The sequence below is a fragment of the Streptomyces sp. 796.1 genome (assembly GCF_047525675.1).
GTDB lineage: Bacteria > Actinomycetota > Actinomycetes > Streptomycetales > Streptomycetaceae > Streptomyces.
Window position 1 is genome coordinate 1 of the sequence record NZ_JBLIWA010000030.1, and the last position, 19870, is coordinate 19870.

The following is a 19870-nucleotide window of genomic DNA, read 5'->3' on the forward strand; positions in this document are numbered from 1 at the left end:
GGCGAGGGGCGGGGCGCGCCGCCCGCCGCGGACTGACGGGCCCGCCGGCAGCGGGGGCGGGACGGCCCGGGGGCGGCGGGGCACCGGGCACGGGTCAGCCGCCGAGCGCCGCGGCCAGATAGCGGGCCGTGATGCTGCGCGGCGCGGCGGCGACGGTCTCCGGCGGGCCGGCCGCGACGATCTCGCCGCCCCGGTCGCCGCCGTGCGGGCCGAGGTCGAGCACCCAGTCCGCGCCGGCGACGACGGCCATGTCGTGTTCCACCACGAAGACGGAGTTGCCCGCGTCGACCAGGCCGTGCAGTTGCCGTAGCAGCAGGTCGGTGTCGGCCGGGTGGAGCCCGGTGGTGGGCTCGTCGAGCAGGTACACGGTGTGGCCGCGGTGGGCGCGTTGGAGTTCGGTGGCGAGCTTGATGCGCTGGGCCTCGCCGCCGGAGAGTTCGGTTGCTGGCTGGCCGAGCCGCAGGTAGCCGAGGCCCACCTCGCGCAGTGCCCGCAGTCCGCGCCGGGCTGCGGGCACGTCGGCGAGGAAGTCGGCCGCGGCGTCCACGGTCAGTTCGAGCACGTCGGCGATGGTGGCGCCGCGGTAGGTGATCTCCAGCGTCTGCGGGTTGTACCGCGCCCCGTGGCAGTCGGAGCAGGGCGCGTACGTACCGGGCAGGAAGAGCAGTTCGACGGCGACGAACCCCTCACCCTGACAGGTTTCGCAGCGCCCGCCGGCGACGTTGAAGGAGAACCGTCCGGCCCGGTAGCCGCGGGCGCGGGCCTCGTCGGTGCCGGCGAAGACCTTGCGGACGGCGTCGAACAGGCCGGTGTAGGTGGCCAGGTTGGAGCGCGGCGTACGGCCGATGGGGCGCTGGTCGACGCGGACCAGCCGGTCCACGGCTGCCAGGCCCTCGACCGTGGCGGGCAGGGGCGCGCCCTCGCGGCCTGCCGTACGGCCGTCGCCACCGACATCAGCACCGGCCCCGGCGTTGGCGGGCCCTTCGCCGTCCGGCGCATCCGGGTCGTCGCCGGGGGCACCGAGGTGGTCGGCCAGCACCTCCGCGAGCACCTGGGTGATCAGGGTGGACTTGCCCGATCCGGAGACGCCGGTCACCGCCGTGAAGACGCCAAGGGGCAGTTCCACGTCCAGGTCCCGCAGGTTGTGCCGCCGTACGCCGCGCAGCGTGAGCCAGCGCGCGGGCTGCCGGGGCGTACGGACCGGGACGCGCGGCGCGGTGGGGAAGAGGTACTCGCGGGTGGCGGATGCGGGGACGTCGGCGAGGCCGGCGACCGGCCCGCTGTAGAGCACCCGGCCGCCGTGTTCGCCGGCGCGCGGACCGACGTCCACCACCCAGTCGGCGCGGCGCACCACGTCCAGGTGGTGTTCGACGACGAAGAGCGAGTTCCCGGCCGCCTTGAGCCGGTCGAGCACGGTGAGCAGCGCGGCGCCGTCGGCGGGGTGCAGCCCGCCGGACGGCTCGTCCAGTACGTAGACGACGCCGAACAGGCCGGAGCGCAGTTGGGTGGCGAGCCGCAACCGTTGGAGTTCACCGGCCGAGAGGGTGGGGGTGGGGCGGTCCATGCTGAGGTAGCCGAGGCCGAGTTCGGTCAGCACCTCGATGCGGGCGACCAGGTCCCGGGAGAGGGTCGCGGCGACCTCGGCGGTGATGTCATCGGCGGGGGCGGCGGCCTGAGTCCCGCCGGGCGCGGTGGTCGCCGGGCGGAGGACGTCGGCCAGCCGGTCCAGCGGCAGGCCGGCGAGGTCGGCGATGGTGTGACCGGCGAAGGTGACGGCCAGCGCCTCGGGCCGTAGCCGGCGCCCCTCGCACGTCGGGCAGTCCGCGCTGATCAGGAACTGCCGTACCCGGCGACGTAGCGTCTCGCTCTTGGAGTCGGCGAAGGTGTGCAGCACATAGCGTTTGGCACTCATGTACGTGCCCTGGTAGGGGCGTTGGATGCGGTCGGCGTCGCGGACCGGGTGCACGGTCACCACCGGCTGCTCGTCGGTGAACAGCATCCACTCGCGGTCGTCGGCGGGCAGTTCGCGCCAGGGCCGGTCGATGTCGTGGCCGAGGGCGGCCAGGATGTCGCGGAGGTTCTTGCCCTGCCAGGCGCCGGGCCAGGCGGCGATCGCCCCCTCCCTGATGCTCAGCCCGGGATCGGGCACCAGGGACGCCTCGGTGACGTGGTGGACCCGGCCGAGCCCGTGGCAGGCGGGACAGGCGCCGGCCGCGGTGTTGGGTGAGAAGGCGTCGGAGTCCAGGCGCTCGGTGGCCCCCGGCGGATAGCTGCCGGCCCGGGAGAAGAGCATGCGCAGCGAGTTCGACAGCGTGGTGACGGTGCCGACGGATGAGCGTCCGGTGGGCGCGGAACGGCGCTGTTCCAGGGCGACGGCCGGCGGCAGTCCGGTGATCTCCGCCACCTTGGGCGCGCCGACCTGGTGGATGAGGCGCCTGGCGTAGGGGGCGACGGACTCGAAGTAGCGGCGCTGCGCCTCGGCGTAGATGGTCGCGAAGGCCAGCGACGACTTGCCGGAGCCGGAGACGCCGGTGAAGACGACGAGGGCGTCCCGCGGAACGTCCACGTCAACACCACGGAGATTGTGCTCGCGGGCCCCGCGCACCCGCACGTACGAGTCGGTCATCCCCCCATGATCGCGCCCGCCCGGCGTGCGGTGACGTCGGGCTGCCGCCGACCGGGTGGGGCGCGCTGCCTGCCCGCGGGGCACGGGAGCGGATGTGGAGGTGTGGGGGCGGATGCCAGCAGCCGGGGTGCTCCGCGGACGGCGGCGGAACGAGTGGGGGCCGGCCGCCGAGGCCCGGCACGGGGAGGCCCGCGGAAAACTCCCGCGCCATCCCACACCGGGCCGCCCTACCCTGCAACCATGCCGCCCACGCCGATATCCGACGGCTTAGCCGCCGCGTCCGTGCAGCCCTCCCGCCCCGCCCCTTCGACCTCGGACGCCGCACTGGTGCCCGCCACGCTGCCCGTGGTCGCCGAGATGTCCAAGACCGCCTCCGGCCGCGCCTGGCTCGCGGGGTTGCCCGCGCTGATAGCGGAGTTCCAGGACCGATGGGAGCTGCGGCTCGGGCCGCCGATCCACGGCGGGAGCTGTTCCTGGGTGGCCCCGGTGACGCTGCCGGGCGGCGGGCCCGCGGTGCTGAAGCTGACCTGGCCGCACCGGGAGGCAGCCGGCGAGGCGCAGGGGCTGCGCACCTGGGGCGGGGCGGGCGCGGTGCGGCTGCTGGCGGCCGACGCCGAGCGGTACGCCCTGCTGGTGGAGCGCTGTGAGCCGGGCACCGAACTGGGCGAGGCGGGCGACCTCGCCCCCGACGCCCGGCTGACGGCCGCAGCCGACCTGCTCAACGACCTGTGGTCGGCGCCACCGCCCACGTCCGGGCTCGAACGGTTGGCGTCGGTCACCCGGGAGTGGGCGACGCTGGTGGAGCAGCGGATGGCACGGCTGGACCCCGGGTACGACCCGGGGCTGGTGGCGATCGGGGTGGACTTGCTCCGTACGCTGCCCGGGTCCGCCGGTCGCGAGGTCGTGGTGCACGGCGACTTCAACCCGGGCAACGTGCTCGCCAGCGGGCGCAGACCTTGGCTGGCCATCGACCCCAAGCCGATGGTCGGCGACCCCGGATACGACCCGTGGCCGCTGCTGACCCAGTTGGACGAGCCGTTCGAGTACGCGGCCCCGGCCCCGCTGCTGGCCCACCGGTACGCCCTGGTCGGCGACGCCGTGGGCGAGGACCCGCAGCGGCTGCTGGCCTGGTCGGTGGCGCGCACCGTGGAGAGCGCGCTGTGGTTCGCGGCCATGGGTGAGATCGAGGACGGCGCGGAGGAGATGGCCCAGGCCACGGTGTTGGCCGGGCTCGCGGGGCTGTGACGGGCAGGCTGCGTGGCCCGGTCGGCAGGCCACGGCCCCGTAGCGGCGGTGTCCGCCGTACGGGGCCGGCGCGGCGGCGACCTGGGCGGCGTGGCGCTGGCCTGACGCCGTCCACAGCCACGGTCGCGGCCACGACTCACCGGGTCTTGGCCAACGCCCCCGCAGCCACGGGACCCTCCGGCGCGGCGCCACCGGCCCCAGCAGCCGTCCCCGTGCCGTCAGCGCCGTCGCCATCGGCCCCCGTGCCCGCGTCCGCCCCCGCGCGCCCCTCATCGGCGCCGTCATCGGCCTCGTCCGCGAACTGCGTGCGGTAGAGCTGCTCGTACCGGCCGTGCTGGGCCAGCAGTTCGGTGTGCGTTCCGCGCTCCACGACCCGGCCCTCCTCGATGACCAGGATCAGGTCGGCGGCCCTGACCGTGGCGAGCCGGTGGGCGATGACCACGGCGGTCCGGCCGTCCAGCGCCTCGGTCAGTGCGTCCTGGACGGCCGCCTCGGAGGTGGAGTCCAGGTGCGCGGTGGCCTCGTCGAGGATGACCACCTGGGGGCGGGCCAGCAGCAGCCGGGCGATGGTCAGGCGCTGGCGCTCGCCGCCGGAGAGCCGGTAGCCGCGTTCGCCGACGACGGTGTCGAGGCCGTCGGGCAGGGCGGCGATCAGTCCGTCGAGCCGGGCCCGGCGCAGGACCTCCCACAGTTCCTCGTCGCTGGCGCCCGGCCGGGCGAGGAGCAGGTTGGCGCGGATGGACTCGTGGAAGAGGTGGCCGTCCTGGGTGACCATGCCGATGGTCTCGCGTACCGAGTCGGCCGTCAGGTCGCGCACGTCCACGCCGCCCACCCGCACCGCCCCGGCGTCCGCGTCGTACAGCCGCGGCAGGAGTTGGGCGATGGTGGACTTGCCGGCGCCTGACGAGCCGACCAGGGCGACCATCTGGCCGGGCTCGGCCCGGAAGGAGACCTGGTGGAGCACCTGTTCGCCGCCGCGGGTGTCGAGCGTGGCGACCTCTTCGAGGGAGGCGAGGGAGACCTTGTCGGCGGCCGGGTAGCCGAAGTCGACGCGGTCGAACTCCACCGCGGCCGGGCCGGCGGGGAGTGTACGGGCGTCCGGCTTCTCGGCGATCAACGGCTCCAGGTCGAGCACCTCGAAGACGCGCTCGAAGCTGACCATGGCGCTCATGATCTCCACGCGGGCGCTGGCCAGCGCGGTCAGCGGCGCGTACAGCCGGGTCAGCAGCAGGGCGAGGGCGACGACCGCGCCGGGGTCGAGCGAGCCGCGCAGCGCGTAGTAGCCGCCGAGCCCGTACACCAGGGCCAGCGCCAGCGCCGAGACCGTGGTCAGGGCGGTCATGAACACGGTCTGCACCATGGCGCTGCGCACCCCGATGTCCCGCACCCGCGCGGCCCTGGCGGCGAACTCGGCCGACTCGTCCGCCGGCCGTCCGAAGAGCTTGACGAGCGTGGCGCCGGGGGCCGAGAACCGCTCGGTCATCTGGGTGCTCATCGCCGCGTTGTGGGCCGCGCCCTCCCGCTGGAGCCGGGCCAGCCGGGCGCCCATCCGCCGGGCGGGCAGCACGAAGATCGGCAGCAGGACCAGCGCGAGCACGGTGATCTGCCACGACAGGCTGAGCATCACGGCCAGCGTCAGGAGCAGCGTCACCACGTTGCTGACCACGCCGGAGAGGGTGTCGCTGAAGGCCCGTTGGGCGCCGATCACGTCGTTGTTGAGCCTGCTCACCAGGGCGCCGGTGCGGGTGCGGGTGAAGAAGGCGACCGGGAGCCGCTGTACGTGGTCGTAGACGGCGCGGCGCAGGTCGAAGATGAGCCCTTCGCCGATGCGCGCCGAGAACCAGCGCTGGGTGAGGCCGAGTCCGGCCTCGGCCACCGCGATGACGGCGATCAGTACGGCGAGGCCGACCACGTGGCCCACCGCGTCGCCGTCCACGATGGCGTTGACGACCCGCCCGGCGACCACCGGCGTGGCGACCGCGAGCGCCGCGGTGACGACGCTGAGCACCAGGAAGGTGACCAGCAGGGGACGGTGCGGGCGGGCGAAGCGCACGATCCGGCCGAGCGCCGCCCGGGAGAACGGGCGCTTGTCGTTCTTCGCGTTCATCGCGTGGTGCAGCGATGTCCAGGCGGTGACTTCCATGTCCACGGGGACTCCTCGGTGGGCGGCGGGCCGCCTGACCGGCGGTTGACCACGAAGGTAGGACTTCAACAAATGTTTAAGTCAACTCTCCGGGCGAGCCGCGCCGCTCCCCGCGTGCTGCACCACGGCGCGCCCGGGCACCGTCCCACCGGCCCGGCCGGTCCCGCCGAGCGGGCGGTCACGCCTTCGCGCCGGCGGGCAGCGGTCGCCATCAGCCCGGCCCGGGTCGCCGTCAGCCGGACCGCTGGCGTCAGCCGGCCCGCTGGCCCTGCGGGCCGGTACCGGCGATCCGGGTCGGCGCCCCCTCCGGGGTGAAGGCGTGCGGAAAGGTGAAGGCACGCGGCGCGGGGCCGTGCGCGTGCAGGTGCTCAAGCCGGGTCACCCCGTCCCGCCAGGTGGGCGTCACACCGTCGGGGACCCACCAGAAGGCGTACCCCGGGTGTGTCGCCCGCTCGAACCAGTCTTGACGCCTGTTCAGCGCCGCACGGTGCAGACCGGTGTAGATGGCGTCGAAGGCGGAGCGCGGGTCGGTCCAGAGCGAGAGGGATGCGGCCATGGCGAGGGTCTCCGCCGTGCGGCCCCTGTCGTACCAGGCCGGTACGGCGAACTCGCCCCACGCGCCCCAGTCCAGCTCGAAGTGCGTGCCCTCGCCGGCTTCCGCTCGGGCGTGGGCGAGGTATCCGGGGTGCTGTCCGATCGTCCGGTAGATGGCCTCGCCGTGGTCGTGGAACTCACGTGTGGGCAGCGCCGGATCGGCGAGCGGCGACTTCAAGACGCCGAAGGTGTACAGCGCGAGTTGGGGCATGCGGCTCTCCCTGGTCGGGGGTGGCTGGCGGGGGCCCGGTTCGGCGGTGGCGCACAGGGGGGCGGGATTCCGTGGGCGTGGCCGAGCCGCCCCGTCACGGGTGGCCCGGCCGGCGGGAACCTTCCGCTCCCCCTCCCGACCGCCGAGGACGAGGTGAAGGTAGCCGCCTCCGCGCTCCCTGTCGAAGTTGCGCCGCCGCCTCCGAAGTGGCTTCCTCACCACGCTCTTGCGGGGGTTGGGGAGGGCACGGGTGGGCGCGTCGTGCGCGGTCAGGGACGCGGAGCCGGTACGTGAGCGTCTGGTGCCGCCGGTGCCGGCGCCAGCAGCGCGGCCGTGCGGGGATGCTGTGGAGCCGTGCGCAGCAGGTCGGCCGGGCCGCACTCCACCAACTCGCCGGCGTCGAGCACGGCGATGCGGTCGGCGACCGCGGCCGTGTCCTGGTCGTGCGTGATGAGGACCAGCGCGAGGTCGCCGCGGTCGCGGGCCAGGCCGACCAGGAGGTCGAGGACCGCGCGCCGGGTGACCGGGTCGAGGCCGGCGGTGAGCTCGTCGCAGAGCAGCACCCGCGGCCGGGCCAGCAGCGCGCGGGCCAGGGCGGCCCGGTGCAGCTCGCCGCCGGACAGCTCGGCCGGCCGGCGGGCCACCAGGTCGCCCGTCAGACCGGTCTCGGCGAGCAGCGCGCGGGCCTGCGCGCGCGCCGTGTCGGCCGCGGTGCCGTGCAGCCGCACCGCCGTGCGCGCCACCTGGTCGAGCACCGGCCGGTACGCGTCGAACGCGGCCCGCGCGTCCTGGAAGACGTACTGCACGGCGGCGAGCTCGGCCCGGGAGCGGTCGCGCAGGCTGCGCGGCAGCGGCCGGCCGGCGAGCAGCACCTCGCCCGTGGCGTCGCGGTGCAGCCCGGCCAGGCAGCGGGCCAGGGTGGTCTTGCCGCTGCCGGAGCGGCCCACCACGGCCAGGCACTCGCCGGGCGCGATGGTGAGTTCGACGTCGCGCAGGACGGGGGTGCTGGTGCGGCCGGTGCGGCCAGTGCCGTCGGCGTGGCTGGTGCCGTTGGGGTGGCTGGCCGCGCGGTGGTGGGCGGTGAGTCCGCGTACGGACAGTGCCGCGGCCGTCGCCCGGGGGGCCGGCCGTGGCGGGTGCGGGGCAGTGCTGGCGGCTGCGTCGTCCGGGCCGCTCCCCACCTGCGGTGGAGTCACGGTCGCTCGGCCCGCCGGAAGCGCCGCGGCGACCTGCTGCGGTGGATCGGGGCGAACCGGCGGTACGGGCGGGGCCGCGGCCAGCAGCTCCTTGGTCCAGGGGTGCTGCGGGTGGGCCAGCGCCGACCCGGTGGGGCCGCCTTCGACGATGCGGCCGGCGCGCATCACCCAGACCTCGTCGGCGAGTTCCCGCACCACCTCCAGGTCGTGGCTGAGCAGGACGAGTGCGATGCCGCGTCGCTTCACGGCGGCCAGCTCGCGCACCAACTGGCGCTTGGTCAGCGCGTCCAGGCCCGTGGTGGGTTCGTCGGCCACGATGACGCGGGCGCCGAGCAGCAGCGCCTGGGCGAGTACGACGCGCTGCTGCTGCCCCCCGGAGAGCTGGTGCGGGTAGCGGCGCACCAGCTCGGCCCCGTCGGTGAGTTGGGCCGCCGCCAGGGCGCGGAGCACTCGGGCGTGGGCGGCGGCCCGGCGCTCGCGGCGCGGCAGGTGGCGCACCTGGCGGCGGGCGACGTCGCCGAGCAGGGCGCCCACCCGGCGGGCCGGATTGAGCACCGCCGCGGGGTGCTGCGGCACGTGGCCGGCGAGCCCATCGGCCACGCGTACCTCGCCGGTGACCGTGGCCCCGGCCGGGAACCTGCCGATGAGGGCCAGCCCCGTACTGGTCTTGCCGCTGCCGGACGCCCCCACGAGCGCGGTCACCCGACCGGGCCCGACCCGCAGGTCCACCCCGTCCACGATGGCCCGCCCCGCCACCTCGATGCGCAGGTCCCGCACGTCGACGACGTTCTCCACGAGCGCGCTCATCGGTCTGGCTCCTCTGGTTGGGGGTGGGATTCCGGTTGGGGTTGGATGTGGGGTTGGGGCCGGCTGCCGGATGGGGGCCGGGGGTCCGGTCGGGGCTGGCTGGGGGATGGAGACCGGCCGTCTCGTTGCGGCCGGGTGCGCCGTCGGGACTGGAGGGCGGGTCGGGACTGAGCGCCGCGCGCCGTACGGGGCGTCAGGGCCGCGTCGAACAGCAGGTTGGTGCCCATCGAGAGCGCCACGATGAGCAGCGCCGGCAGCACCACGGCCCAGGGTTGGAGGAAGAGACCGGGGCGGTTGCGGTCGACCATGACGGCCCAGTCCGCGGCGTCGGGTTCGACTCCCACGCCGAGGAAGGCGGCGGTGGCCACCAGGTACAGCACGCCCGTCAGCCGTACGCCGGCGTCCGCGACGAGGGTGCGCCGGGTGGCGCGGCCGACGTGCCCGACCGCGATCCGCCACCAGCCCTCGCCCTGCATCCGCAGCGCCTCCACCGCCGGTCGCGAGGCCGCATCGGCCGCCGTCGCCCGCACCATGCGCGCCGCGTCGGGCAGGTTGACCAGCGCCACCAGCAGCACCAGACCGAGCGCGCCCGGCTGGTAGAGGGCGGCGACCAGCAGGACGAGCAGCAGCGAGGGGACGGCGAGCAGCACGTCCAGCGGACGCATCAGCACCTCCTCCAGCCATCTGCGGTGGGTGAGCGCCGCGGTGAGGCCAAGCGGCAGGGCGAGCGCGTAGGTGAGGACGGTCGCGGCGAGTACGACCAGTACCACCGACTGCCCGCCGACGAGCACCTGGTGCCACACGTCGCGGCCGACGAAGTCGGTGCCCAGGCCGAACTGGCCGCCGGCACTGAAGGAGACGCCCCGCTGCCCCGCGGCGCCCGCGAGCCACGGCCCGAGCAGGGCGATCAGCAGCGGCGGGACGACGAGGAGCAGCCCCAGCAGGAAGGGGCCGCCGGGCGGTCGGCGGCGCGCACGGGCCGGGCCCGGCGTCGCCGTGCCCCGCGACCGGCCGCGAGGCGGCGCCGACGGCGACGCATCGGGCGGGGACGCCGGCGTACCGGAGGCGGCCGGGGCCGCCGGGGAGGGGGTGTCCGGCGCACCGGAGAGGCCCCTGGGCGTGCCGGAGGGGGCGTCCGGCGCACTGGGCGGGTCCGTGGGTGCACCAGAAGAAGGGGTCGGCGCACCGGACGGAGCCGTGGGCTCGGTCATGCGGCCACCTCGGCGCGGGGTGCGAAGCGGCGCGCGACCAGGTCGGCGGCGAGGTTGAGCAGCACGGCGAGCACCCCGAAGACCACCGCGAGCCCCTGCACCACCGGCAGGTCACGGGCCGCGACCGCCTCCATGAGCACCGTGCCCAGGCCCGGGATGACGAACAGCGCCTCGACGACGATCACGCCGCACAGCAACCAGTCGACGGTACGGGCAAGTTGCTGGGCCGCCGGCGCCACGGCGTTGGGCAGCGCATGGGCGAAGCACACCCGCGGCCCGCTCACGCCGTACCTGCGGGCCTGGTCGGCGTACGGGGCGGCGAGCGCGTCGATCATTCCGGCGCGGACCAGGCGGCTGATGGAACAGACCGGCCGGCAGAGCAGCACCGCGACCGGCAGCACCAGGGCCGCGGGGTGGGCCGGCAGGTCGTCCCCGTAGCCGACGGCGGTGGGCGGCAGCCAGTCCAGGCGCAGCGCGAAGACGGTGACCAGCAGCACGCCGAGGGCGAATTCGGGCACCGCGTACACGCCGAGCGTCACCGCGGTGATCAGCCGGTCGAGCGCCCCGCCGGCGTGCCGGGCGGCCAGCACGCCGAGCCCGACCGCGAGCGGCACCAGCAGCGTGACCGTGAGCGCGGCCAGCAGCAGGGTGGGCCCGAACCCGGCGGTGAGGTAGCCGGCGACGGGCCGGCCGGAGGCCAGCGAGGTCCCGAAGTCGCCGCGGCACAGCCCGCCGACCCAGTCGGCGAACCTGGCCGCCGCTGGCCGGTCCAGGTCCAACGCGGCGCGCAGGTGCGCGATGCGCTCGGGGTCGGGCTGGTCGCCGGCGAGCGCGACGGCGGCGTCGCCCGGCAGCGCCTCGGTGAGCGCGAAGACCAGCAGCACCACGGCCGCGATCTGGGCGAGGCCGAGCAGCAGGCGCCGGACCAGCCAGGAGCGGAGCGGGGTCATCGCAGCCACACCCGGTCGAACCTGGCCCAGTCCACCGTGTTGGCGGGCGCGTCGGACCGCACACCGGCGACGTTGCGGGCGGTGCCGACGATCCAGTCGGCGAAGCCCCACACCAGGAAGCCGCCTTCGGCGTGCAGCCGACGCTGCATGCGCCGGTAGAGCGCGGCCCGGTCCTGCGGGTCGGCGGTGGACTGGGCCTGTCGGTACAGGGCGTCGAAGTCGCGGTGGCGCCAGTGGGTGGCGTTGGTGGTGGAGTCGGTGAGCAGCCGCTGGGAGAAGTGCGACTCGATGGGCATGGCGCCCGAGCGGTAGCAGCACAGGGTGCCGGAGTCGAGCACGTCGCTCCAGTAGCTGTCCTTGTTGCCCATCCTGACGTCGACGCGCACGCCCGCCTTGGCGGCCTGGTCCCGGAAGATGCCCGCGGCCTCGGTGAACCCGGCGGCGACCGCGGAGGTGTCCAGGGTGACGCGGAGGTCCTCGGCCCCGGCCCGCCGCAGCAGGTGGCGCGCCCGGTCCAGGTCCTGGGTGCGCTGCGGCAGGTCGGCCGCGTAGTACTGGTAGCCCTTGCCGAACAGGTCGTTGCCGATCTCGCCGGCCCCCGACAGCGCGCCGTCGACCAGTTCGCGCCGGTCGGCGATGTGGAAGAACGCCTGCCGCACCCGCGGGTCGTCAAACGGTGGCCGGTCGGTCTTCATCGCCAGGGCCTGCATGGCGCTGTTGCGCAGCCGTACGACGTTGATCTGGCCGCGCCCCTCGTGGGCGCGCGCGGTGGCCGGGCTCAGTTCGTGCGCGTAATCGACCTGCCCGCCCAGCAACGCGTTCAGCCGGGCGGACTCCTCGCCCGCGATGACGAACTGCACCTCGTCCAGGTGCGGCGGGCCGTCCCAGTAGTCGTCGAAGCGGCGCACGGTGCACGAGCGGCCGGGGGTGAAGGAGACGAACCTGAAGGGCCCGGAGCCGATGGGCCGCTCGAAGCGGTCGCTGTCGCGGGGCACGACGTACGCGCCGAACGCGGCCAGCACGTTGGGGAATTCGGCGGTGGGCCGCCGCAGCCTGAACTCGATGGTGCGCGCGTCCACGGCCCGGCTGGCGGCCAGGTCGATCGGTTCCAGGGAGGCCCTGGCCCGGAAGGTGCGCCGCGGGTCGGCGATGCGGCGGTAGCTGTAGAGCACGTCATCGGCGGTGACGGGGCTGCCGTCGTGGAAGGTGGCGCGGCGCAGGGTGACCCGCCACCGGTCGAGCCGGGGCCCGGGTTCCCAGCCTGAGGCGAGGCGCGGGGTTGCCGACATGTCGCCCGCGCAGTCGGCGAGCTTGTCGAAGAGCGCCTTGGCGCGAGCCACGTCGGCGAACAGGTTGCTGCGGTGCGGATCGAGGGTCTCGGCGGCGCCTCCACCGGCGAACGCGGCCCGCAGCCGCCCACCGCGCCGCGGCGTACCCGCACCACCGGTGGGCACGGCCCGCTCCCCCGCACCACACCCGGCGAGGGCGAGCGCACCGACCCCGGCCGCGGCACCGGCAGCCAGGAACCCGCGGCGCCGCAGCGCGGGGAAGGCGCGGTCGGGTGGCACCGCGGCCGTGAGGTGGGGGTGGCTCACTCTTTCTGCCGTCCCTGTTCTCTCCGCTATCTCCGTCTCGGGCTGAGGCTGGGGCTGGGGCTCGTTCTGGGGCTGAGACTGGGACACGGGGACTCCTGGTACGAGGTGGGTGTGATGTGCGTACGGGTGTGATGTGGGTGTGGGTGGGGGCGTGATGGGGTGTGGCCCGGGTGCCACGACAGGGGCGCGGGAGTACGCGGCGTACGAGTGGTGGGGCCGGGCCCGGGAGGCGACGGCGTACGGCCAAGGGGGCGCGGCGCCCGGAACCGGGGCCGGGGCCCGAGGCGGAAACCGGGCCGGTGGTCCCGGGGGGGGCGTCAACTACCGCTCACATGCGGTGCGTTCGGCCACCAGATGCAACCGGTCACCGTCCGCGGTGCCGCGCGGCGGCGGCGCGTCCTCACTCCAGGCGGGTTCGGTCCGCGGTCCTGGACCGTCGTGGAGTTCGTGGACCCGGAAGCCGTGGCTGGCCAGCAGGTGCCGCAACTCCTGTGGAAAGAGCAGCCGCCAGGCCGAGTCCTGTTCGACGGGGTCGGAGCCGTCGTCGAAGGTCCACACCCGACGCCTGCGCAGCAGTTGCCCGACCCGGTCGAGCCTGAGCGTGGTGGTGGCCGAGTAGCTGACGCCCTGCCAGTCGAACCGGGTGTGCACCGGGGTGTCGAGGAGTTCGGTGTTGCCCAGGAAGAACGCCCCGTTCCGCAGTTCGGCCAGGAGCAGCCCGCCGGGGGCCAGCGCGCGCCGGCAGGAGGTGAGCAACCCATCGAGGTCGGCACCGGTGTGGCAGTACAACAGGGCGCTGTCCAGACAGGTGATGACGTCGAACGCACCCCGGCCGAGGTCGAATCCACGCAGGTCAGCGGTGACGTAGCGGGGCCCGGGGTGGTGCCGCTCCGCGTAGTGGAGCATCGCGGGCGACAGGTCGGCGGCCACCACCCGACGCCCGGCCGCCTGGAGGTGGGCCGCGTCCCGACCGGTGCCACACCCGAGGTCGAGCACGCGCGGCCCGGCCCCGTACGCGCGCAGCGTCGCCTCCGCCCAGCGCCCCGCGAGCCGCCCCGGATCGGGGAAGCGCGCCTCGTACAGGGCCGGGTGGTCGGTGAGCAGGTTGCCGCTGGTGCGCGGTGTGGTGGGCGCGGTCGCGGCGGCTCCGGGGCCCGTGGCCGGTGGGGGTGCCGTCGCGGCGGACGGGGCCGCGGGGCCCGCCGCGGGCGCGGTGGGGCCGGTCCGCTGGGCGGGGGACGGTGCGGTGGGCCGACGTGCCGGGACGGTGGGGCGGTCGATCATCGCCGAACTCCCTTCGGATCACCATGGCGGGCGTCGTGGCGTCGGCCGTACGTTTCGCCGTCGGATCCACCGTGGAATTCGCCGTCGCGTTCGCCGTGAAGGGTGTCGGCGGGCTGGTGCGGTACGGGGCCGGCCGGTGCCGAGTCCACCGTCTGCCGTTCCGGGAGTTCCCGCGGTTCGGGTGGTTCGGGCGGTTCGGGCAGTCCCGACCGCCTCGGCCGTTCCGGCGCGCCCCCGGTCACGGGCAGCGCACCCGACCGGTAGAGCCAACCCACCGCCGCGGCCGATGCCAGGCCGATCCCCACACAGCAGGCCCACGGCAGCCAGGGGGCGCCGTGGCGACCGCCCGCGTCCATCGCCCAGCCGACGGCCGCGTTGCCCAGTGCCGCCGCGATGCCGGAGACCACGTAGAAGACGCCGAAGTAGGTGCCGGTCAGCCGGGCGTGGCCGAACCGCGGGATCAGCTCCATCACAAACGGCTGGGCCACCATCGTCCCCAGTGCCAGCAGCAACGCCCCGGCCAGCAGCGGCAGCAGGGCGAGCGCCGCACCGGCCGGACCGTCCGGTGGCGCCGCACCGCTGACCGCGAGCGGCGGCAGTAACGCCAGCCCCATCAGGGCCACCCCGCAGCCGATCCACCGGGCGCGTGCGCCGCGCCGGCCGAGCCGGGCGGTGATGCGCAGTTGGAGGGCGAGGCTGGCGACCGTGCCGACGAGGAAGACCAGGCCGGCCGCGCCGTCCCAGCCGCTGGCCCGGCGGGCCCCGGCGGGGAGCAGCAGGTAGAGCTGGTTCTCCAGCGTGAACATGCCGACCATGGCGAGCGAGAAGGCGAGGAAGGCCCGGTTGCCGACCGCCTCGCGCCAGTCGCCGAGCACGCTGCCCGGTGCCGGTGGCACCGCGCGGGCGGGCAGGACGAGCGCCTGGGCGACGGTCAGCAGCGCGAAGACGGCAGCGGCGGTCAGGGCCGCCGCCCGGAAGTCGATCAGCAACAGGGCGCTGCCGAGCACCGGCCCGACCAGGGCCCCGGTGGTGGCGAACACGTTGAACAGGGCGAACGCCTCGGCCTTGCGGTCGCCCGCCTCCTGCGCCAGATAGGCGCGTACGGCGGGGTTGAACAGCGCCCCGGCCACCCCGCTCAGCACCGACGCGGCCAGCAGCACGGCCAGCCCGTCGCCGAGCGCGAAGAGGGCGAACCCCACGGTGCGCAGCGCGCAGCCGGCGATGATCACGCCGCGGGCGCCGAGCCGGTCGGCCGCCGAGCCGCCGACGATGAAGAGCCCCTGCTGGCTGAGGTTGCGCACGCCGAGCACGATGCCGACCACCGCGGCCGACATGCCGAGGTCGGTGCTCAGGTGCGTGGCGAGGTAGGGGACGAGTAGGTAGAAGCCGGTGTTCACACCGAACTGGTTGACCAACAGGAGGCGGCTGGCGAGCGGGAAGCCGCGTATCTCTCTCCATATGTGCACGGGTTGCTCACTTCCTCGGTCGGGGGTGGGGTGGGCCGGCTGCTGGCCCGCGGGGGCCGGGCGCGGCCGTGGGCACGCGGGGGTCGGGCGCGGGAGCGTGGCTTGCGGGCCCGCACCGTCGCCGGCCGCAGGGCACCGCACGGCCGGCCAGAGGGCACGTCGCAGCGCCCGTCACGGCGCCGGTCGGGGCACCGCCCGGTCGGCACCGTCGGCATCGTGGGCACCGGCCGTCGGGCCCACGGGGCGTACGGGAAGTACGGGGCGTACGCCGAGCCCCGGGCGGTCCGGCGCGCGGACCGTGCCGTCGGTGCCGCCGATGCCCGTCCACGGGTCGTCGGCGAGCAGCAGGTGGCCGTCCAGGTCCACCCAGCGGGCCCGGTCGGCGATGTGCACGGCCGGGGCGATGCCGAGCGAACTCGCGGTGAGACAGCCGAGCATGAGGGCGGTGCCGCTGCCCGCGACGAGGTCGGCGATGCGCAGTGCCGCGTACACGCCGCCGCACTTGGCCAGTTTGACGTTGACGCCGTGCACCCGCCCGGCCAGCCGGCGCACGTCCTCGTGCGTGACGGCGTCCTCGTCCGCGATGACGGGCACCGGCGAGTCGGCGGCGAGCGCCGCCAGCGCGTCCGGGTCGCCGGGCGCGGTGGGCTGTTCGACGGCGGCCACGCCGATGGCGGCGTACCGCGGCAGTAGGGCGCGCGCCTGGGCCGCAGTCCAGGCCCCGTTCGGGTCGAGCAGCAGCCGCACGCCGGGGGCCGCGGCTCCGATGGCGCGCACCCGGGCCAGGCCCGTCTCCGGGTCGGCGCCGCCGACCTTCACCTTGAGCGTGCGGAAGCCGCGCGCGGCCAGCCGGCGGGCGGTCTCGGCGGCGTGGTCAGCGGTGCTGATGCCGAGCGTGCGGGCGGTGCCCGCGACCGGTGCGGCCCGGGCGCCGAGCAGCCGGTGCACGGGGGTGCCCGCGCGCTGGCCGACGAGGTCGAGCAGGGCCGCTTCGACGGCGGCGACCACGGCCGGCGGGGTGTCGGCCGCGGGCAACTCCCCCACCCGCAGCGCGTCGAGCGCGCTCTGTGGGTCGGCGTGCCGGGCCAGGTCGCGGGCGGCGTCGGCCAGCAGGCGACAGATGGTGGGCGCGTCCAGGCCGAAGTAGGTGCTGGCGACGGCCTCGCCGTGGCCGCACCAACCGTCGTGTTCGATGGTGAGCCACACCGCGTCGCGGGCGGCCATGACCGAGCGGGAGATGCGCAGCGGCTCGGCGAGGTGCAGCACGGTGGTGCGGACGGTGGTCCTCACGGGGCGGTCTCCAGGGGGTCGATGACCGTGCGGCAGCGCGCCCAGCCGGTGGCTTCCACGGCCGTGGGGTGCGGGATCTCGACGGGGCGGGTGGCGGCGCGGGCCGGGTCGATGCCGTGGGCCGTGGTGAAGGCGTCGTCGTAGATGCTGGTGAGGTAGCGGTGCGGGCCGTCGGGGAAGACGGTGGCGACCACCGCGCCGGGCTGTACCCGGGCGGCCCAGGCGGCGACCCGGGCGACGGCCCCGGTGCTCCAGCCGCCGCTGACGAAGTTGGACCTGGCCAGCCGCCGGCAGGCGTCGGCCGACTCGGCCGGCCCGACCCAGTGCACCTCGTCGAAGGCCCGGTAGACGACGTTGCGCGGGTGGATGCTGCTGCCCAGGCCGCGCATCAGGCGTGGCCTGGCGGGCTGGCCGAAGATGGTGGAGCCGGTGGCGTCCACGCCGATCAGCCGCAGGGCCGGCCACTGCCGGCGCAGCGGTCCGATCATCCCGGCGCTGTGTCCGCCGGTGCCGACGCTGCACACCAGCACGTCGAGGTGGTCGAGTTGGCCGGCGAGTTCGGCGGCCAGTGATGCGTAGCCGGCGCGGTTGTCGGGGTTGTTGTACTGGTCGGGCCAGTACGCGCCGGGCAGGGCGGTCCGTACCTGGCGGAGCCTGGCGATGCGGGCTGCCTGCCAGCCACCGCGGCGCGCAGGCCGCTCCACGATCTCCAGCCGGGCGCCGTGGGCGCGCAGCAACCGCCGCATGGCGGGTTCGAGTTCGGCGTCGCAGACCAGCACTACCGGGTGGCCGATGGCCTGGCCGGCGAAGGCGAGGCCGATGCCGAGGGTGCCCGAGGTGGATTCCACGACGGGTGCTCCGGGGGCGAGTTCGCCGCGTTCGCGGGCGCCGAGCAGCATGGCGACGGCGGCCCGTGCCTTCATGCCGCCCACGCCGAGCCCTTCGAGTTTGGCGAAGAACCCGGGGTGCGGCCCTGGCAGTGCGGCGGTGATGCGGGCGAGCGGGGTGCGGCCGATGAGCGCGAGGAGTTCGGGCCTTGCGGGGGCGGCGGGTGCCGTGGCCGTCGGGGCGAGAAGCCCGGCCGCGCCGGTCAACACGGCTGTCCGTACCGGTAGATGACGCTGTCGCCGCCGTCGAGCCAGAAGAACGGGTACGGCTCGGCGCACACGGCGCTGACGCCGGCGGCCAGGAGTCTGGGCGCGATGGCGCTGCCGGTCTGGGCGAACACCACCAGTGGCTTGCCGTGGTGTGCGGCGTGTTGGCGCAGCGCCTCGAAGCTGCCGTTGCCGAGCGTCATGCCGGAGACCAGGAGGGCGTCGCAGCGGTCCAGGACGGCCGCGGCGTCGGTGTGGACGGGTTCGCCCCATTCGGTGCTGCCGCCCTTGAGGTCGCAGGGCAGGTAGCCGATGCCGCGGGCGCGCAGCGCCTCAAGGAGCGAGTTGACGACGCCGACGACCAGCACCTGCCGTGCGGTGGCGGGCAGCAGGTCGGCGACGGCACGCGCGCGGGCGCGCGACTTGTCGAGCGAGGTGCCGGCCGGTAGCCGGTGCGGTCTGGCCCGTGGGTCGCGGTGGGGTGGGAAGGCGTGCAGCAGGTAGGCGTCGAGCGCGGCCACCCGGACGGCCGGCAGCCGGTGGTCGAGCAGGGTGGCGACGTCGGCGCCGACGCACTCGTCGAGCGTGCCGGCGCGCAGGGCCCCGGGTTCGACGGCGCAGCAGCCGACGGCGCCGGCCAGCCGCAGGCTGAGCACCTCGTTGCGGTAGCCGTGGGTGCGGCCCGTGTGGCGCACGGCCTGGCTGGTACTGAAGGCGACGGAGATCCGCTGGTGGGCGGGGTCGGGCCCGAGTTCGCCGGCGCGTACCCGGCGGAGCAGGTCGGGGTAGCCGGTGGCGGTGTGCAGTGCGGTGCTCATCGGGCCACCACCTCGGCCCGTACGCCCGCGAGCAGGTCATCGACGCGGGCGCGGGCGCCGCCGCCGGTGGGGTCGCCGGCCATGACGTGGCCGAGGTAGCCGTTGTTGCTCGCGGTCGCCTGGACGGCGGTGCCCGGCTCGGCGAACTGGGCCTCAAGGACGCCGGGGCGCCGGGCGAGTTCGGCGGCGCCGTGCACCGTCTCCAGCACGCCGCTGGCACCGGGGACCAGGAAGCCGACGGCGGCACTGGCGAGGCCGGTGTCCTGAGGGGTGAGGTCCGGGGTGGCGCCCAGGGCCAGGTCACCGAGGACGGCGGCGAGGTCGATGCCGGTGACGCGGCGGACCAGTTCGGTGATGCGGTTGCCCGCCGGCCTGGGGTTGACCTCCACGATGCGGGGGCCGTCCGGGGTGAGCTTGATCTCGGTGTGCGCGACGACCCGGTCGAGCCCGAGGGCGGCGATGGCCTGCCGTGCGGTGTCGGCGGCGGCCTCGGCGGTGGCGGGGTCGAGCGCGGCCGGGAACATGTGGCCGGTCTCGATGAACGCGGGGGCACCCGCCACGCTCTTGTCGGTGATGCCGACGACGTGGGTGAGCCCGTCGAAGGAGACGGACTCCACGCTGACCTCGGGCCCGGTCAGGAGCTCTTCGACGAGCACCTGGGGCGCGCGGCGCTGGCCGCGGGCGTTGACGGGGAAGTCGGCCAGCGCACGGTGGGCGGCGGCGAGTTCGGCCTCGTCGTCCACGCGTCGTACGAACATTCCGGCACACAGGTCGACGGGCTTGATGATCAGCGGATAGCCGATCTCGCGGGCGGCGGCTGCGGTGGCGGGCCAGTCGGTGCACACGGCGAAGCGGGGGCCCGGCACGCCGGCCTCTTGGAGTGCGCGCCGGGTGAGGTCCTTGCGGCAGGCGCTCCGTACGGCCTCCGGCGCGGGGCCGGGCAGTCCGAGGTGGGCGGCGAGGTGGGCGGCGGTGGGCAAGTAGTAGTCGCACGAGGTGAGGACGCCGTCGAAGCGCAGCGCCGGCTGGAGCCGTGTCACCTGGGCCGCCAGCGCGTCGACGTCGTGGGTGTCGCAGGTGAGGACGTTGCGCGCGCCGAGCAGGGGGTGGCGCGTGCCCTCGGCCGCGGTGCGTAGGTAGTGGTGCAGGTCACGGGTGAGGAAGGTGAACTCGTGCCCGCTCTCGCGCAGGGCGCGTGGCAGCAGTCGGCTCATGGCTCCGACCCAGCTTTCGACCATCAGAAGATGACCCACAACTCTCCTCATTGACAGGGCATTTGGGGTGACCGGGGCACGCCGAAGGGGGGCCTTGGGGCGGCCGGGCCCGTTGACTGGAACGAC

The 19870-nt window shown here is 75.2% G+C and carries 12 protein-coding genes and 2 pseudogenes; 1 reads left to right on the plus strand and 13 read right to left on the minus strand.

What is annotated here, in order from left to right:
* Positions 1-94: 94 nt before the first annotated feature.
* Positions 95-2626: an ABC transporter gene (locus ACMA1D_RS20510; protein WP_414725465.1), complete on the minus strand. Its 2532-nt coding sequence runs from the start codon at positions 2624-2626 to the stop codon at positions 95-97.
* A gap of 240 nt (positions 2627-2866) precedes the next feature.
* Here ACMA1D_RS20510 and ACMA1D_RS20515 point away from each other — a divergent pair, with 240 nt between their 5' ends.
* Positions 2867-3871 carry an aminoglycoside phosphotransferase family protein gene (locus ACMA1D_RS20515; protein WP_414725466.1) on the plus strand — a complete coding sequence of 335 codons (1005 nt, stop codon included), beginning with the start codon at positions 2867-2869 and terminating at the stop codon, positions 3869-3871.
* A gap of 136 nt (positions 3872-4007) precedes the next feature.
* Here the strand turns inward: ACMA1D_RS20515 and ACMA1D_RS20520 are convergent, their stop codons facing one another.
* The 12 genes and pseudogenes from ACMA1D_RS20520 to ACMA1D_RS20575 form a co-directional block, all read right to left on the minus strand.
* A complete protein-coding gene (locus tag ACMA1D_RS20520) occupies positions 4008-6020 on the minus strand; it encodes an ABC transporter ATP-binding protein (RefSeq protein WP_414725467.1) in 2013 nt (670 codons plus the stop codon).
* Between the two features lie 244 nt (positions 6021-6264).
* Positions 6265-6819, minus strand: a complete 555-nt coding sequence (locus ACMA1D_RS20525; RefSeq protein ID WP_414725468.1) for a DUF3291 domain-containing protein — start codon at positions 6817-6819, stop codon at positions 6265-6267.
* A gap of 269 nt (positions 6820-7088) precedes the next feature.
* Entirely contained in the window at positions 7089-8822 is a 1734-nt protein-coding gene (locus ACMA1D_RS20530) for an ABC transporter ATP-binding protein (protein WP_414725469.1), read from the minus strand.
* Between the two features lie 122 nt (positions 8823-8944).
* Positions 8945-9766: pseudogene (locus tag ACMA1D_RS20535) on the minus strand (ABC transporter permease subunit); the annotation flags it as partial.
* Between the two features lie 263 nt (positions 9767-10029).
* Positions 10030-10983 (minus strand): ABC transporter permease, encoded by a 954-nt coding sequence (locus tag ACMA1D_RS20540; RefSeq protein ID WP_414725470.1) that lies wholly within the window; start codon positions 10981-10983, stop codon positions 10030-10032.
* Positions 10980-12578, minus strand: a complete 1599-nt coding sequence (locus tag ACMA1D_RS20545) for an ABC transporter substrate-binding protein (protein ID WP_414725471.1) — start codon at positions 12576-12578, stop codon at positions 10980-10982. The genes ACMA1D_RS20540 and ACMA1D_RS20545 overlap by 4 nt, the downstream gene beginning before the upstream one ends.
* A 321-nt stretch (positions 12579-12899) precedes the next feature.
* Positions 12900-13862 (minus strand): class I SAM-dependent DNA methyltransferase, encoded by a 963-nt coding sequence (locus ACMA1D_RS20550; RefSeq protein WP_414725472.1) that lies wholly within the window; start codon positions 13860-13862, stop codon positions 12900-12902.
* Between the two features lie 230 nt (positions 13863-14092).
* Positions 14093-15328: pseudogene (locus tag ACMA1D_RS20555) on the minus strand (MFS transporter); the annotation flags it as partial.
* A 171-nt stretch (positions 15329-15499) separates the two neighbouring features.
* Entirely contained in the window at positions 15500-16618 is a 1119-nt protein-coding gene (locus tag ACMA1D_RS20560) for an enolase C-terminal domain-like protein (protein WP_414725473.1), read from the minus strand.
* The gene (locus tag ACMA1D_RS20565) at positions 16615-17715 is read right to left on the minus strand and encodes a PLP-dependent cysteine synthase family protein (RefSeq protein ID WP_414725474.1); all 1101 of its coding nucleotides are present in this window, start codon (positions 17713-17715) and stop codon (positions 16615-16617) included. The genes ACMA1D_RS20560 and ACMA1D_RS20565 overlap by 4 nt, the downstream gene beginning before the upstream one ends.
* A complete protein-coding gene (locus ACMA1D_RS20570; protein ID WP_414725475.1) occupies positions 17709-18530 on the minus strand; it encodes a Rossmann-like domain-containing protein in 822 nt (273 codons plus the stop codon). Before ACMA1D_RS20570 ends, ACMA1D_RS20565 begins: the two co-directional genes overlap by 7 nt.
* On the minus strand, positions 18527-19783 hold the full coding sequence (locus tag ACMA1D_RS20575) for an ATP-grasp domain-containing protein (protein WP_414725476.1): 1257 nt from the start codon (positions 19781-19783) through the stop codon (positions 18527-18529). Before ACMA1D_RS20575 ends, ACMA1D_RS20570 begins: the two co-directional genes overlap by 4 nt.
* Between the last annotated feature and the right edge of the window lie 87 nt (positions 19784-19870).

Coding starts and splice junctions, on each gene's coding strand:
- ACMA1D_RS20515 (WP_414725466.1), top strand. CDS start 2,867: ATGCCGCCCACGCCGATATCCGACGGCTTAGCCGCCGCGTCCGTGCAG.
- ACMA1D_RS20530 (WP_414725469.1), bottom strand. CDS start 8,822: ATGAGCGCGCTCGTGGAGAACGTCGTCGACGTGCGGGACCTGCGCATC.
- ACMA1D_RS20510 (WP_414725465.1), bottom strand. CDS start 2,626: ATGACCGACTCGTACGTGCGGGTGCGCGGGGCCCGCGAGCACAATCTC.
- ACMA1D_RS20525 (WP_414725468.1), bottom strand. CDS start 6,819: ATGCCCCAACTCGCGCTGTACACCTTCGGCGTCTTGAAGTCGCCGCTC.
- ACMA1D_RS20570 (WP_414725475.1), bottom strand. CDS start 18,530: ATGAGCACCGCACTGCACACCGCCACCGGCTACCCCGACCTGCTCCGC.
- ACMA1D_RS20550 (WP_414725472.1), bottom strand. CDS start 13,862: ATGATCGACCGCCCCACCGTCCCGGCACGTCGGCCCACCGCACCGTCC.
- ACMA1D_RS20540 (WP_414725470.1), bottom strand. CDS start 10,983: ATGACCCCGCTCCGCTCCTGGCTGGTCCGGCGCCTGCTGCTCGGCCTC.